This is a genomic window from Shewanella sp. SW32 (assembly GCF_025653365.1).
In the GTDB taxonomy this organism is placed as follows: Bacteria; Pseudomonadota; Gammaproteobacteria; order Enterobacterales; family Shewanellaceae; genus Shewanella; species Shewanella oncorhynchi.
Genome location: NZ_JAKKSJ010000048.1, coordinates 1 through 14,293 on the forward strand (window position 1 = coordinate 1; position 14,293 = coordinate 14,293).

The 14,293-nt window shown below is 35.5% G+C and carries 10 protein-coding genes and 1 pseudogene; 5 read left to right on the top strand and 6 right to left on the bottom strand.

Annotation, left to right across the window (positions count from 1 at the left end; genetic code table 11):
- A pseudogene (locus L5M28_RS21020) lies at positions 1 to 227 on the top strand (ISAs1 family transposase); the annotation flags it as partial.
- Here L5M28_RS21020 and L5M28_RS21025 read toward each other — a convergent pair.
- Positions 179 to 1,072 carry an EAL domain-containing protein gene (locus L5M28_RS21025; protein ID WP_263204328.1) on the bottom strand — a complete coding sequence of 298 codons (894 nt, stop codon included), beginning with the start codon at positions 1,070 to 1,072 and terminating at the stop codon, positions 179 to 181. The pseudogene L5M28_RS21020 and the gene L5M28_RS21025 sit on opposite strands and share 49 nt — an antisense overlap.
- A 327-nt stretch (positions 1,073 to 1,399) precedes the next feature.
- Between L5M28_RS21025 and L5M28_RS21030 the strand changes: the two genes are divergently transcribed.
- From L5M28_RS21030 to L5M28_RS21045, 4 genes are all read left to right on the top strand, one after another.
- Complete coding sequence (locus L5M28_RS21030) at positions 1,400 to 2,026, top strand: response regulator transcription factor (RefSeq protein ID WP_263204329.1); 627 nt, start codon at positions 1,400 to 1,402, stop codon at positions 2,024 to 2,026.
- Positions 2,023 to 5,622, top strand: a complete 3,600-nt coding sequence (locus L5M28_RS21035) for an ATP-binding protein (RefSeq protein WP_263204330.1) — start codon at positions 2,023 to 2,025, stop codon at positions 5,620 to 5,622. The genes L5M28_RS21030 and L5M28_RS21035 overlap by 4 nt, the downstream gene beginning before the upstream one ends.
- 439 nt (positions 5,623 to 6,061) lie before the next feature.
- Positions 6,062 to 6,304, top strand: coding sequence for a hypothetical protein (locus L5M28_RS21040; protein WP_263204331.1), 243 nt, complete (start codon positions 6,062 to 6,064; stop codon positions 6,302 to 6,304).
- A gap of 1 nt (position 6,305) precedes the next feature.
- Entirely contained in the window at positions 6,306 to 6,674 is a 369-nt protein-coding gene (locus tag L5M28_RS21045; protein WP_263204332.1) for a hypothetical protein, read from the top strand.
- Positions 6,675 to 6,994: 320 nt separating this feature from the next.
- Here L5M28_RS21045 and L5M28_RS21050 read toward each other — a convergent pair whose 3' ends face one another.
- From L5M28_RS21050 to L5M28_RS21070, 5 genes are read right to left on the bottom strand one after another with little or no spacing between them, the layout of a single operon-like run.
- Entirely contained in the window at positions 6,995 to 9,097 is a 2,103-nt protein-coding gene (locus L5M28_RS21050) for a hypothetical protein (RefSeq protein WP_263204333.1), read from the bottom strand.
- A 26-nt stretch (positions 9,098 to 9,123) separates the two neighbouring features.
- Positions 9,124 to 10,167 carry a hypothetical protein gene (locus L5M28_RS21055; protein WP_263204334.1) on the bottom strand — a complete coding sequence of 348 codons (1,044 nt, stop codon included), beginning with the start codon at positions 10,165 to 10,167 and terminating at the stop codon, positions 9,124 to 9,126.
- On the bottom strand, positions 10,164 to 10,880 hold the full coding sequence (locus L5M28_RS21060) for a hypothetical protein (RefSeq protein WP_263204335.1): 717 nt from the start codon (positions 10,878 to 10,880) through the stop codon (positions 10,164 to 10,166). The genes L5M28_RS21055 and L5M28_RS21060 overlap by 4 nt, the downstream gene beginning before the upstream one ends.
- Position 10,881: 1 nt before the next feature.
- A complete protein-coding gene (locus tag L5M28_RS21065; RefSeq protein WP_263204336.1) occupies positions 10,882 to 13,671 on the bottom strand; it encodes a TcfC E-set like domain-containing protein in 2,790 nt (929 codons plus the stop codon).
- Positions 13,668 to 14,213 carry a hypothetical protein gene (locus tag L5M28_RS21070; protein ID WP_263204337.1) on the bottom strand — a complete coding sequence of 182 codons (546 nt, stop codon included), beginning with the start codon at positions 14,211 to 14,213 and terminating at the stop codon, positions 13,668 to 13,670. The genes L5M28_RS21065 and L5M28_RS21070 overlap by 4 nt, the downstream gene beginning before the upstream one ends.
- Between the last annotated feature and the right edge of the window lie 80 nt (positions 14,214 to 14,293).

Sequence of the window (14,293 nt, forward strand, 5' to 3'; positions counted from 1 at the left end):
AAAACCAGTTGCACTGGGTGCTGGATGTGAGTTTAGGTGAGGATGCGTGCCAGATATACCGTGGTAATGCAGCGACTAATCTTGCCACGATGCGACACTTTGGTTTGAATATGTTACGCGCTGAGAAGCGAAAAATGAGTATCAGAAGAAAGCAGCGTCAGGCATTGATGAATGAGGCTTATTTGGATGCGGTGCTTGAAGCCGGCATGAGTGTGGTTATTAAATGACCACTCGTAATCTCACCCTGCAACAGGCCTGTCTCAGTAATTTCGAGGGTAATACTTTGAGGATGAATGTTAAATTTCTTTACCATATCGACAATCTGATACACTAATTTAGTCGAATTGAGTTGAGAGATATCGAGATTATAGGCGAGAGAAATCTGATTTCCTTGCTGTTGTAACTGCTGTTGCAGAACACAACCTTGCTTAAACAGCTGCAAGAAAAGTTCATCGAGTAAGCCGTATGAAATGAGCGGCTCAATAAATACACCTGGACCTACAATCCCAAAATCTGGGTGATTCCAGCGCGCAAGCATTTCAGCACCTTTCAAGCTAAAACCGGCGACATCAAACTTAGGTTGATAAAAACCGACGAACTGACCCAGCTTTAGTGCTTGTTCGAAATCTTCAAATGCGAAGCGAGTACAAACAATTGGACGGGAAGCACTCTGACGCTTTTCAGTGCGACTATTAGTAAATCTATCAAGCATTCGCTGTAGATTCTCCACTGAGGGGCACTTTTTTAGATCTCCAAGATATTCAAAATTAAGCATTTTAATCATCTGTGATACAGCGCGCCTGAGCTCTTTATCAATACTACTAAATAATGCAACTGAAGCTATACCGTACTTCGCTTTTGCTTTACGCAAAAAAGATAGCCCATCAATACCGGCCATCATAAGATCGCAAATCACAATATCAGCATTATGATGCTCATCAAGCCAAGCAAGCGCATCTTGAGCTGCGCCAAAGGCAAAGACTTCAACATTGGCAAGAGATGCAAGATTATGCTCAAGTACTGCCCGCTGAAAGGGGTGATCTTCTAACACAATCACTCTTACCTTATCCATTGAATATCCTCAAAATTAAAATAATTTACAGTAAAAAAACATTTTTGATCGCTGGCACATAAAATATAGCAACTTTAGGCTAGTATGATTAGTGTGGCGTTTCAAACAATTGAAATCTGATTACGCGAAACAACCACACATAAAAGTTGATATTCTAGCAGAATGAGATTTTTTTGATGATTAAGTCCACTCTCTTCACCTATTCTACGACTATTATTCATTAGGTATCACCGAACAAAATGTAGGAAAAATCCTAATCACTTGAATTTATTTCACACAAGTGACTTACAAGGATAGAATCAAACTCAAATCGTCGCGGAGTTATAAATGAAGAGAAAAATATTAATAGTAGATGATCATCCTGTTGTTGTTTTAGCACTGAAAATCATTTTGGAACAAAGTGGCTTTGAAGTGATTGCAGAAACCAATAATGGTGTTGATGCGTTAAAACTCATTAAAGAACTCTCACCAGATGCTGTCATTCTCGATATTGGCATCCCCCAGCTAGATGGATTAGAAGTGATAGAAAGATCAAGACATCTAGTTAAGAGCCCACCGATATTAGTATTAACTGCACAACCATCAGATCACTTTGTCTCCCGCTGTATTCAAGCCGGCGCATCAGGTTTTGTCTCAAAACAAAAGGATATGAAGGAAGTCACTAGTGCCCTTAAAGCTATTCTTACTGGACATTCCTATTTCCCAATTATAAATAATAGCAACATAATATCTAAATCAAGCCAGAACGAAGCTGAGCTTATAAAAAAACTCTCAACTCGCGAAATGGCAGTGCTGCAACAACTAGCAATAGGCTTATCAAATAAAGAAATAGCTGAACGTATGCTGCTTAGCAATAAGACTATAAGTACATATAAAACACGATTACTTGAAAAGTTAAACGCAAAGACTTTAGTGGATATAATTGAAATAGCCAAAAGACAACAGTTAATATGAATAAAACTAATCACGTATTTTTTTATATTATCTTTTTGTTACTGCCACTATTCTTACCTTTTTTATTATCAGCACATGCTGTAAATGCACCATACTATGAATTAAGTGGACACCCTAATCTACATCCAGAACAGATAACACTTAGTAAAGAAGAACGTGATTACCTTAATAAGAAGGCAACACTTAAAGTAGGGATCTCTGCACCTGATTATCATCCATTTGACATGACTATGAATGGAGAAAGTCAATATTATGAAGGGATAAGTGCAGACAACCTACAACTAATCAGTAAAATGCTTAACATCGATATCGATATTATTCGATATCCCACTAGAGAAGAGGTCATTAGTGCCGTAAAAACTGGTGAAATTGATTTATTAACTACAGCAAATAACTACGAAGAACAAAACGGTCTGATTCTTTCTACTCCGTATATTTCAGATAGGCCTACAGTTTTCAGAAACATATCACTAAAAGGACCGATCAAATCAATTTCAGTGGCCTATGAATATCTGCCAGATGATTTAGTGAAGCAAAAATTACCTGCAACAACACTTGTGACCTATCCATCTAGGCAAGCCGCGGTTGCAGCCGCAGCATTTGGACAAACTGATGCAGTTCTCATTGATCTTGCATCGGCTAATTATCTAATAAATAATGTTTACTCTGGAAAACTCACATTCGAAACCTCACTTCAGATTAATTCGAAAGGAACCGCGTTTGCGATTGCACCAAGCAACACTATTTTATTGACAGTTTTAAACAAAGCAGTGAGTTCAATATCGCTAGATGAAAATAGACTCATCAGAAAGCGATGGAGTGGTGGTGGATTTATTATACCAGAGCTAAATGAATTACCTAAATTTAATGACATTGAAAATCAGTGGATAAAAACACATAAAAAAATTAAAATGGTTGTTAATGAATACATGGCCCCATTAACATATATTGATAATCTAGGTAAGCCGGCAGGGTATGCCATAGAAACTGCAGAACTGATTAGTTTATATTCTGGCATCGATTTCGAATATGTTGTCACCAAACACTTTTCAGAACAACAAGAACTATTGACTGACAACCAAGATATTTACCTAACAATACTCACACCAAACACAAAAAGGTCTGAGGATTTTATATTTTCTAAAGAATTCTCAACTTCTCCGTATGTTTATGTGCAACAGAAAAATACTGAAAACTCAATACTCCCAATTATAGCGGTACCTAAAGGTCATGCCGTTGAAACAGAAGTACGTCAACATCTAAAATTTAGAGGATTATTGCTCACGAGTAATTATATTGAAGCTTTAGATAAAGTTAAAAATGGCTCAGCTGACAGTACAATTATCCCTTTAAATGTTGCGGACTATTATACAAACAGCTATTTCAATGACCAACTTGAAGTTAGCCATGTGGTGAATGAAATACCGGATGTTACGGCGGCATTTGCACTAAAAAAATCCGAATTTATACTTCAAGAGATCCTCAACAAGACCTTATTAACCATTCCCCCCAATGAGCTACAAGTACTTGAAAATCGCTGGAGGCTAAATACGTTACCTGCAAACCAAACATGGAAAGACTACCGATATACTATATATACAATTCTTATTGCTGCAACTATACTCATTTTAGCCTCAATTGGCGGGGCATTTTATACTCGCCGTCATTACAAACAACGTCTTGAGGCAAATCGAGCTCTTGATTCTCAATTGTTATTTATGCAAGAAATTGTAGATGGTATTCCTCATCCTATATATGCACGCAATAAGGAGATGGAACTTATATTATGCAATGAAAGCTATGTCGATGCTTTTAAGACTACGCGTGAAAACCTGCTTGCTAGAAACATCACAAGAGAAGCGCTAAAAATAAGCGAAGCAATTGAAATTGAAAAAGAGTATGCCAATATTTTAAAGACTGGTATATCCTACTTCAAAGATAGAGAAATGCATATAAATGGTGTAAAGCTAAATGCTTACCATTGGTTTAAACCGTATAGGGATGCAAAAGGGGAAATCGAAGGTATCGTTGGAGGCTGGATTGATATTAGTGACAGAATAAAACTTCTAGAAGATCTTCAGCTGGCAAAAAATTTAGCAGAAAGTGCAAATGAAGCCAAAAGTACATTCTTAGCAACTATGAGTCATGAAATTCGTACACCTATGAATGCCATCATAGGTATGCTTGAATTAGCCTTAAAAAGTGCTAATTCTAGACAGGTTGACTTAAATTCAATAAAAGTTGCTTACGACTCAGCCAATGGCTTGCTTGAACTTATTGGCGATATTTTAGATATCGCTCGCATTGAAGCGGGTCAACTCACGCTATCACCTGTTAGAACGGATCTAAAATCAATTGTGGCGTCTGTAGTTAGAGTCTTCAATGGTCTAGCCCATCAAAAGAGAATAAAACTAGAATTAGATTTCGATAATAAGATTAAGCAAGATGTATTGGTCGATCCCATGAGAATTAAACAAATACTGTCAAATTTGATCGGCAATGCCATTAAATTTACCAACAAAGGTTCAGTGTCAATAAAGGTATATGTTGGTGATTCTGTTAACGAACAAGTTTCATATATCTTCACAGTCAAAGATACTGGTATAGGAATATCTGTTGAAGACCAAAAAAACCTGTTTAAACCTTTTTCACAAGGGCATGGTTCCCACAACAATTATGGTGGAACGGGACTTGGCCTAATGATATCGAAATCCCTTTGTGAGATGATGGGTGGCTCTTTACATTTACAGAGTGAGGAAAACTCAGGTACCGAAGTCAAAATGGAACTTAATCTAAAACAATTGGATAATTTAGATGACATTATAGAATCTCCTGCAGTAAGAGTTTCTCAATCTAAAAGTTCATTTCAAATCCTTATTGTCGACGATCACCCAGCAAATCGCTTACTACTTGCCCAACAACTCCGCTATCTAGGACACTCTGTAGATGAGGCTGATAATGGTGAGCTGGCACTAAAAATGTTTAGAGAACATGAATACCAGTTCATAGTAACAGACTGTAATATGCCAGAAATGGACGGGTACGAGCTCAGTAAAAGAATCCGCCAGCTAGAAGAAACATTCAGATTCAATACTTGTATTATTATTGGGTATACTGCTAATGCACAGATAGAAGTAAAACAAACCTGTCTAGATGTAGGAATGGATGAGTGCCTATTTAAGCCGATAGGCCTTACAGAACTAGATCAAACACTCAATAAGTTTGCAGAGCGAGTACAAAAAGAAAGCAGTAAAAAATATTGTGACTTTGATGTCAATTCTCTCCTTAAACTCACTAATAACAACACAGAACTAGCAGCTAAACTTCTGCGAGAACTAATATCATGTAATACAAGTGACTTAGAGAGTATTTTAAATTCAATTAAAATCGAGGATTTTAGTCTCACTAAAAATCTTGCACATAAAATAAAAGGTGCGGCAAAAATCATTGACGCTAATACCTTAATTTCTGTCTGCGAACAAATAGAGATTTCTGCTAGTTCTGAAGCAATGACACAACTATCGACTCAACTCGAACATTGTATTCTCTCGCTTGAGAACGAAATAAATATTTTTTTACTACAGACTAAACATTAAAATATGCAATATGAGCAAAATTTTAGTCTAGTCACTTTTTCACACATTTTCCGAGAACACTTAGTAAAGAGTACAAGTGTTTTTAACACCTTGCTAAATGAGAAAAATCACTTAGCAAGGTGAATCATGTCAACAAGAATAGATGTAAAATCGTTAATGCTAAATTAAAAACTGAAGCATTGATGTTTGCCGACATGATTAGTTATCCGCAGTGATCGGAGAACCCGCATGATGTAAGGGCGCAGAATATCTGGGCATAAATCAACTTCTGCAGCACACGAAGCTGAGTTACCATTGAAGTAGCAGCTTGAAACCTTGTCATAAATCGAATCAATATCCCAAGACGTACACCTTATATAGATTATCCATAAAATTGGCACTCATATGAATAGTGAACTAGAGTAATAATTGAAAACATTATTCATTAGAGGAATATGCTATGAACTCAGCGATCTATCTTATCATTCTGACTGCCGCAATCCACCCACAAGCGAGCAATAACATCACTTTTTCAGGAGTCGTTCCAGGGGAAACCTGTAATATTGACAGCTTAACAGATGCAGACATTACAAAAAAATCAACAATAAATTTGTGTGATAAATTTATAAACACAAAAGTCTACACTAAAAATGTAGACATAAATGATACGGAAAATGAAATAATAGTCATAGAGATTAAATAAAATGACTATGCTAAAAATATTATTTCCGATATTTTTACTAACTCCATTTCATTCATGTCAAGCGATAACGTTATTAACAGGAAGTAAAGCAGTTAACTTAAGCCCAAGCAAAGTAGCTGTTTGGCTAGCAAACAATCGAAATAAAGAAATTAACTTAAAAGTTTGGATATCAGACACTGATGACTTCACAAAACCCAGCGATAATTATACTGTTAACATTGTAAAAAATGAGCTTAGTATAAATGAAAGAACGTTAGTATTTATACAAGCGAAAAATATTGCAGTTCATGATGAAAAAACAGCTAAAATATGTATTTATGAAGAAATGGCATTAACGAAGCCAAGATTAACCATTATGTCAATGGAATAGTTTGAAGCATAATCACCATTACTTTTATACTGATAATGCTAAAACCTATTTCTATCTACAATGTATTAAAAACATACGAAGATGGATAATTGACAACATTAGATATCCATAGTTAATTATGGCTAATAGTGACATGTTATTGTACTCATTAAATTACCTTAACGATAGATTTTGTCGAAAGGTTAGCAGAGTAAAAAATTAGATACATATTCGTCTAATTAAAAATAGAGACTAGATATATATAGCAGACTCTGTCAGATTCCATTGAAGATCAAAGCCCCAAGTATATCTTTGACTTGGGGCTAAATTCTATGCCACACTCAGTTGCTTTTTTCAGTAGCAACCCTTATCCCATGTAAATATCCAGTCATACCAGTAGAATATACAGTTACTTCAGTAAGTTTTTCATCGGAAGGTATGTCAACTACGTAATCCAGAATATTAGTCAATGAGCTACTGGTTCCCTTAGTTCCACAGCCGTTTTCAACTCCAAGGGTATTGACGACACCAAAATAACTGATGACACGTTTAGGAGATGTAACCCACTGGAAATCACCTGTACGAATATGCAATTTAGTGATGGAGGTTCCTACTCCCAAATATTTTTCGGTACCTCCAGTTCCCCCGACATAATTCGAAGGAGAGACACCTAATCCATCCACAACTTGCCCACTACGACAAAATACATCATTACCAGCAGAAAAGTTATATGTTTTATTAAACAATATCTTACCTTCATTTATTAATACACCATATGTCCCTTTTAAATCTGCACCAGTAAAATAAATTAACTTATTTACTGTCTTTCCATCGAGAGGATGTCCTACTTCAGAAAGTTTAAACTGCAATTGATATTGTCCAGTCTTAAACCCTGCATGAAAAACCTGTTCGCCATTGCCAGTTTCTTTTGGTGTGGTGGTAAATGTAACATCACTATTCGTTAAAGTAACACTCCCAAGAAATTTTTGATAAACTGACTCAGTTTTGCCTCTATAAAAAACCGAATAATCAAATGATGTTGCAGTTTTCACAGTTTGTGGTAATGGAATTTCAATAAAATATTCGCCCATATCAGAATCATCGGAAACACATGTTACATAGGCAAATTCATGTGAGAATAGTTCAACAGGAGCATCAGAACTACGCATGTCAATTGCACTGTAAGAGATCCCTTCAATTAACGGCGAACTGGACCAATATTGCTTTAGAGTTGGCCAATTTCCGACTAACATTCCTGTACTCTTCAGTTCGATAAGCTCATTCAATGTTGGCAATCTTCCGCCCTTAGCTTGACAAAAACCGGTTGCAGCCGTGTATGAAAAACTAGCAGCAGTAAATATTCCATCACTTCCCGGAATATCACTTTCTGAGCTTGGTTGGTAGCTTAAATCTAAAAATTGAGCTTGATCTGAGCTCAGTGGTGCAGAAAAACTAACTAAAGTCGTTGGAACTACAATATCAGAGTAATAATTAACCACAGTAACAGCTATGTTAGCCGAAGCAAAACCTGCATTATGATCGGTCACAGTATAGGTAATATAATAAACACCCGGGATAAAGGATTTAAATTTGATTTTTGTATTAGTGACATCCTCAGGAAATGCAACCGTTGCTAGACCATTAAAAGAATGGACATCATACAACTGAATGCTACCACCATCGGGATCTGATATATAATCGCTAACATCAATAATAACTTCTACACCGGGCTTAATGACCTGAGGTGCAACAGGATAAGAAAAGTTTTTTGCTTGCGGAGCAGTATTAATGCCTTTTGAAACAGCTACATCTATGCTTCCAAGATAAACAGCACCTGCATTATCTTTCATCTCATATAAAATTCTAGTAATACCAGATTCTTTTGCAGTGTAGTTAATTTTGCTATTTGCCACATCGACAGTTGAAGTTCCTGAACCAAGAACAGTTACATTGTCGGCTATAGTTAAACCAGCGGCAGTGACATCAATAGTACCAGATGCATATTCTGCCAATGTAAGGCTTAATGGGGGCAATTGTACATTTTGTGCACTTGAACTCTCAACAAATACAGAACGACTAATTGCACTTTTTTTGATGTCTTTGCTATTTTTTACCGTATACTTGAATAAACAAGAACCATCCTCAGTAGAGGTAACCTTAAAGCCATTAGTTTCCCTTAGTACATTCTCACAAAATTTATCACCTGTAAGTAATTCTAATGAATCTAAATATATATCCCCACCATCTGAGGATGCTGTAAATGGACCTAGATCAATAAAACCCTGCTCATTTGTTTTAAAAACATGAATAGTATCAATTGCCGATACATTGACATCTATTACATCAGGTTGGGTAGGATTTGAAGGAAGAGTATTACTTTCACCATTCTCACCACAGCCAGCAACTAGAAATAACATTAATATTGGGAAAATAATATGTCTCATTATAGCCTCGAATTAATTTATCAAAATTAGAAATCAGCTTCAAATAGAATGGTGAAGCTATCTGTATAGATACCACTTTCAACATTCGCTGCTGCAATATTTTCGTATGAAACATTCAATACAAAAGCAATATTTTTTTTATTTCCTGCAACCGAATTCAATATTGTTGATTTTTCAGGAAGAGAAAGAACCCCTCCAGAAACTAACCTAATGTCGGTGCATGCGGCACCTACACAACTAATACTATATGGAATAGTATTAGTTAATGTTAAACTGCTAAGATGATAGGTTCTATCTTGCAAAATCATTTTCATACCTTTATCAAAATTTCCGGTTGCATTCACTTGGAAATCTGTAGTAGCAGACACAGTTTTTTGGATTTTGTCATACACGGGTACTAGTACCCCTCCACCATTAATTACAACCGTGCTAATGTAAGAAGGATTATTAAATATCTGAATTGCAAATGATTGTCGAATATCTCTATAAGTTAATGCTCCGCTTGAGGAGTAGTAATAATAACGAATAGTAAAAGGTATCACTCCCGAATATTGACCTTTAGGCTTTTCATAAAACAGTTCAAGCAACGCTGCTTCATCAAAATAGAATAATGGACGCAGGAAAAAAAAAGGCGTTTTTGAAACACCATTATTAATCAATTTATTATAAGTACAATTCCCCGTCCCAGCCAAATGGACTACATTGCCAAAAGCGATACTAGTATCACAAATTTGTTGTGTGCCCGGATTATCTATTACATCAGCAATTGAATTACTACCTGCATTATACTCTATACCTGTAATAGTTAATGGAAATGTAATAGTATTACCACCATTGCTCAGCGTAATAGAGGATAATGGCTGAGGAGATGCCATAAAACCTGGCCGCCATTTCGTTGTAGGCGTCAAACCACTCTGAGGTGACCAAGTGCTTAACGTGTTCTGACCTTGAGAAGAAACAATGTTATCCCAAGTTAATTGACCATTCGCAACCGTTCCATTCAGAGTAAAACAAAATCCAAACGACATAGGCAAGAGTAATAAAATAGTTAATAAAATTTTCATGATCATAATTGTGATTCCGGCTCTAATGCAATTTCTCGCTTATAACTCTCATCATGATTATATATTGAGGCATTAACCTTTATTGCTTTCATATATTCAGGAATGTTAAACGTTCTAAAACGTCCTGCAATCACTCTTTCCTGTACTCTACAATCCATAGTCTTATCCATTGAGCAACGATCAATAACAAAAGTCAGCATGGTATTACCTTTGTTAAAGATCTCAATCACACTGCCATTTCTTTTTATGCTGTATTGCATATCGCTTTTTTCTGCAGGTACTACGTAGATAACAGAATATCCATAATTTACTTGAACAGCATTTTCTTGTTCTTCACCTTTTTTTAAATAAGGTGAAGGCTCAAACACTATACTAAACGTCCTATCTTTCGTTTTGTCACACTTTACCTTATGACAAAGTGAACGTATGCCAACATCCTTAACTCTGCTTGGTTCAAGAATTAATTTAGGGCTCGTCGTCATTATCTGCCAACTCTGAATATTTTGCTTCGTATACTCAGTACGTATAACCTCACCAGCATTATCCGTTGTAATTTCGAATATGGACGTTTTTATAAAGCTAGTTTTAGGGAGATCATTTGTTACCGTAACTACACCATTACCTTTAGTATCAGAGAGTAGAAACATAGTATCAACCTTCAAAGCGTTTGCACTAAAACTAAAAGCTATCACTATAAGAAATAAAATTATTCTTTTCATACTATTGACCTTTACTGTTTTCACGCATCGCTAAGGGTTGATTTATTACATCTAAACTATGATTTTCTTTCGCATAAAGTTGAATACTATCAATAATAGACTGTTGTGCGCTCGAAAGTGTTAGTGATTCTTTATTATCTAAAAGTAAATATAAAGCTATGTCAGAACCAATTTTTCTTTCATATATCTTACTATCAAGTAACGTTAATTGCTTAATCTGAGCTTGAACAAGTTTACTATCATCAAAGGTTCCAACATAGTAAAGCTCCGAATCCTTAGATAAGCGCTTATTGGGCACTCTTACAAATGTTCTTGGTATCGCGTCAGGTAAACAATAGTTATCACCAAAATTCATGTATTCTGTATTAGCATATTCACTAGGCACTAAGCACCTATCTAGACCTGCATATAGTGCAAATTCAGTACCTTCCATAAGTGTTACACGAAAAACACCATCCATCAGTTTAGTCACATCAATACAACCAAAGCCTTTACATTCAACCTCTTCTACCGGTTCATCGAAAACATCGGAGAAGGAACTAACAAAGGTAACGACTGGTTTTAATTTTGGCTTTATGACAACAACACTACCTGGGTAAGTAAACCCATCAAATCCTAGATCACCTTTGTTGTGCAGTGAAACACTTTCAGTATCGATATTGATGTTATAACTATCATATGTACTAATCGGTATTACTTTACTGTCATCGTAAATAAACTGCTTATTTTCCAGTTTATTATTTTTCCGTATTGTTACAAAGCCATAAGCCTCATTCCCATCTGGAACTATTTCTTTAATATCAGAATCAACAATTGCATATGCATCGGAACGTTGGTTAATAAAATGAATATTTTGGTTAGTGATTATCTGGCTACTTGAAAGGTTGCCTGATATGCCATAATTTCCATCACTATTTGTGTACATATTTGCACCAGCCCTAAACTTGTCTGCTGCAGCTGATATCTGACCATAGGCCTCATTAATCGTTTCATTTCTCGAATCAGAATAGACAGAAGCAAGTTCAAGAGAACTATTCACATTCTGGTAATCAATAATATCATTCCTTACAATCCGACCTCTGAATTCGTTTCCTAAATCGGAACTATTATATGCACTTAATTTTGTCTCCCACTTATTTCCGAATGGAATTTGTAGCGTAAGAAAAAAAGAATTATTGTCAGTTACATGATCATAATCAACTGTGATATCGACCCTAGTATTATAAGGTAAATTATACCCGGCACCTATGGTAGAAACGCCATACTCTGTATAAACATTGCGACTTAAAGGTGACTGATAGCTACCACGACTATAAGTATAATAAGTATTAATTCCATTATCGAAAGTATAAAATAAATTGCCTGATATTTTTTTATATTCTAAAGCCCCCATTAGATAAGCGGCTAAGGTATCGCCACTTTCGTTTTGGTCAAATCTTTCATACTGGACTGAAAAATACTGTGTAGCAAACACTAGGTCCAGTGAGATTGCACTAGCACTATACATTGATATAGAACTATTAAGACTACCGCCCATAGGTAAATACCATTGGCTACCAATAACTGCCATCACGCTGTCATTAGAAATCAATCCTCCGCCAGCGACAACGAGTGAGTCGAGTAATCGGTTAGAATAAAGTGCACTAAAAAATGAGGAATCATTAAAATTAGATTCAAGTTCAACTATTGGTATATCGTTATTTTCAAAGTCGATTGTTTCCGTAAACAAAGATCTTGAACCATTCATCAAGCCTGCAGTGAATAAAAAATCACCCTCGCCAACATTAGGGATATTCATTGTCTCATTAAAGATCGTTTTCTTCTCTGAAGACACCACAGTACCAGCAACTACAACTTGAATTTCAATATCATAACGACCAGTCGGCATCTCGCTGTATGAAATAAAACCTTGCCCTCCTGATATGGATTGCTGCTTTATCACTCGCCCCTCTCGAGTTATCCTTAGCTCGCCAGCGGATGGAGCAAAATAGTATAGACGCTCATAACTACGCTCATTATTCAAAATAAGATTATTTGTTGTACCATAGTTAACAGATGTCTGTTTAATATAACGTGTTGGGCTAATCATGTTAGTAGAATTAAAAGATACACCGTTATTAAACTGCCCAACATATAATCTATTGTTATCATTAAATGAAACATCGTAAGATAGCTCATAAAATTTATTAACCGAATCACTCACAGTAAAATCAGAGATTATATGGCCATATGGCAAACCTTGAATTGATTTATTATTCAAAGCAAATGAAGAAGTGGATTCATTATAGATATTAGCAAATAAATCAACGTGATTTATAAATGCATTATCTTTATTGTATGATTTAGCATGCTCAACCTCTACCAAAGGTTTATCAAGATATTTTCCATTGATAAATACCGTTAGCAATGATGCTTCATAGTCGTAATAAAACTCATATTCTGTAGGGACGACTGCGCAATTGCTGATATATCCTTCACATGCACTGGTATTTTTTATACCTATAGCAAGATCGGCCAATATTTTTTGTGATATTTCCTCTGAAACCCTATTTTTTACAAAATAATTTTTCAATTGCACTATTGAATTAAAGGGATCTTTTGGTAATTTCACCGTATCATAATTTACGTTTAGGTTTATACTACTACCAGTTGTATCCTCAAGTCCTTTTATTGATACCAAGCGCTCATTAAATTCAAACAGTTCTGCAAAGCCTTCAGGTATGCTCGAGTCAGACCAAGAATTCCCAGTAAAAAAAATAGCTAATATAACGAACAAATTGCAAATTTTCATATGTTAAATTCAACCCTAACTGAAATATTCCCCGAGCAGCTACCTTCACTAAGATTTGTGTTTGCCATTTCTAAAAAACTAATATCTACTGGGTAATAACCTTCCCACTGCGCATTATTCTTAATATTAAATTTAGAAATTGAAATGCGGTCATTAATAGGGATCTCAGAGCCATCAATGCTAATTTTAGCAAAACCAAAAGTATCAGAATCCAATGACGATACCAGTGTAGTGACTTGATTTAAACTATTTACACATACTAAAGTGTTATCTGTCATCAATATGGAAAAACCATTGTTTGCATCTTGATCCGAAACGCTTGTCAATACTGACATATTCGTTTTGACATTAGTAAATGTTCGAATATTTTTATCAAAAACTACGGTTAATATTTCTGGAACGAACCTAACATCTAAAAACTCACCTGCTGCAAATTTATTCTTATCTATCTCTGTTGTCAGTTGGACCTGCCGTGCAATAGGTACGGCCTCTGAATGAGGCGATATGAGAATAAAAATTAGCATTATAATAAATATAAACACAATCTTCCCTCATTCAAAAAAAACACCCATAAAGATATGGGTGTTGATTTATTTACCTATTTTAAATAGCATAAGTAAAT

What these genes read in the sequence shown, in the direction of transcription:
- L5M28_RS21025 (WP_263204328.1), bottom strand. Translation starts at nt 1,072, where the DNA reads ATGGATAAGGTAAGAGTGATTGTGTTAGAAGATCACCCCTTTCAGCGG.
- L5M28_RS21030 (WP_263204329.1), top strand. Translation starts at nt 1,400, where the DNA reads ATGAAGAGAAAAATATTAATAGTAGATGATCATCCTGTTGTTGTTTTA.
- L5M28_RS21035 (WP_263204330.1), top strand. Translation starts at nt 2,023, where the DNA reads ATGAATAAAACTAATCACGTATTTTTTTATATTATCTTTTTGTTACTG.
- L5M28_RS21040 (WP_263204331.1), top strand. Translation starts at nt 6,062, where the DNA reads ATGAACTCAGCGATCTATCTTATCATTCTGACTGCCGCAATCCACCCA.
- L5M28_RS21045 (WP_263204332.1), top strand. Translation starts at nt 6,306, where the DNA reads ATGACTATGCTAAAAATATTATTTCCGATATTTTTACTAACTCCATTT.
- L5M28_RS21050 (WP_263204333.1), bottom strand. Translation starts at nt 9,097, where the DNA reads ATGAGACATATTATTTTCCCAATATTAATGTTATTTCTAGTTGCTGGC.
- L5M28_RS21055 (WP_263204334.1), bottom strand. Translation starts at nt 10,167, where the DNA reads ATGATCATGAAAATTTTATTAACTATTTTATTACTCTTGCCTATGTCG.
- L5M28_RS21060 (WP_263204335.1), bottom strand. Translation starts at nt 10,880, where the DNA reads ATGAAAAGAATAATTTTATTTCTTATAGTGATAGCTTTTAGTTTTAGT.
- L5M28_RS21065 (WP_263204336.1), bottom strand. Translation starts at nt 13,671, where the DNA reads ATGAAAATTTGCAATTTGTTCGTTATATTAGCTATTTTTTTTACTGGG.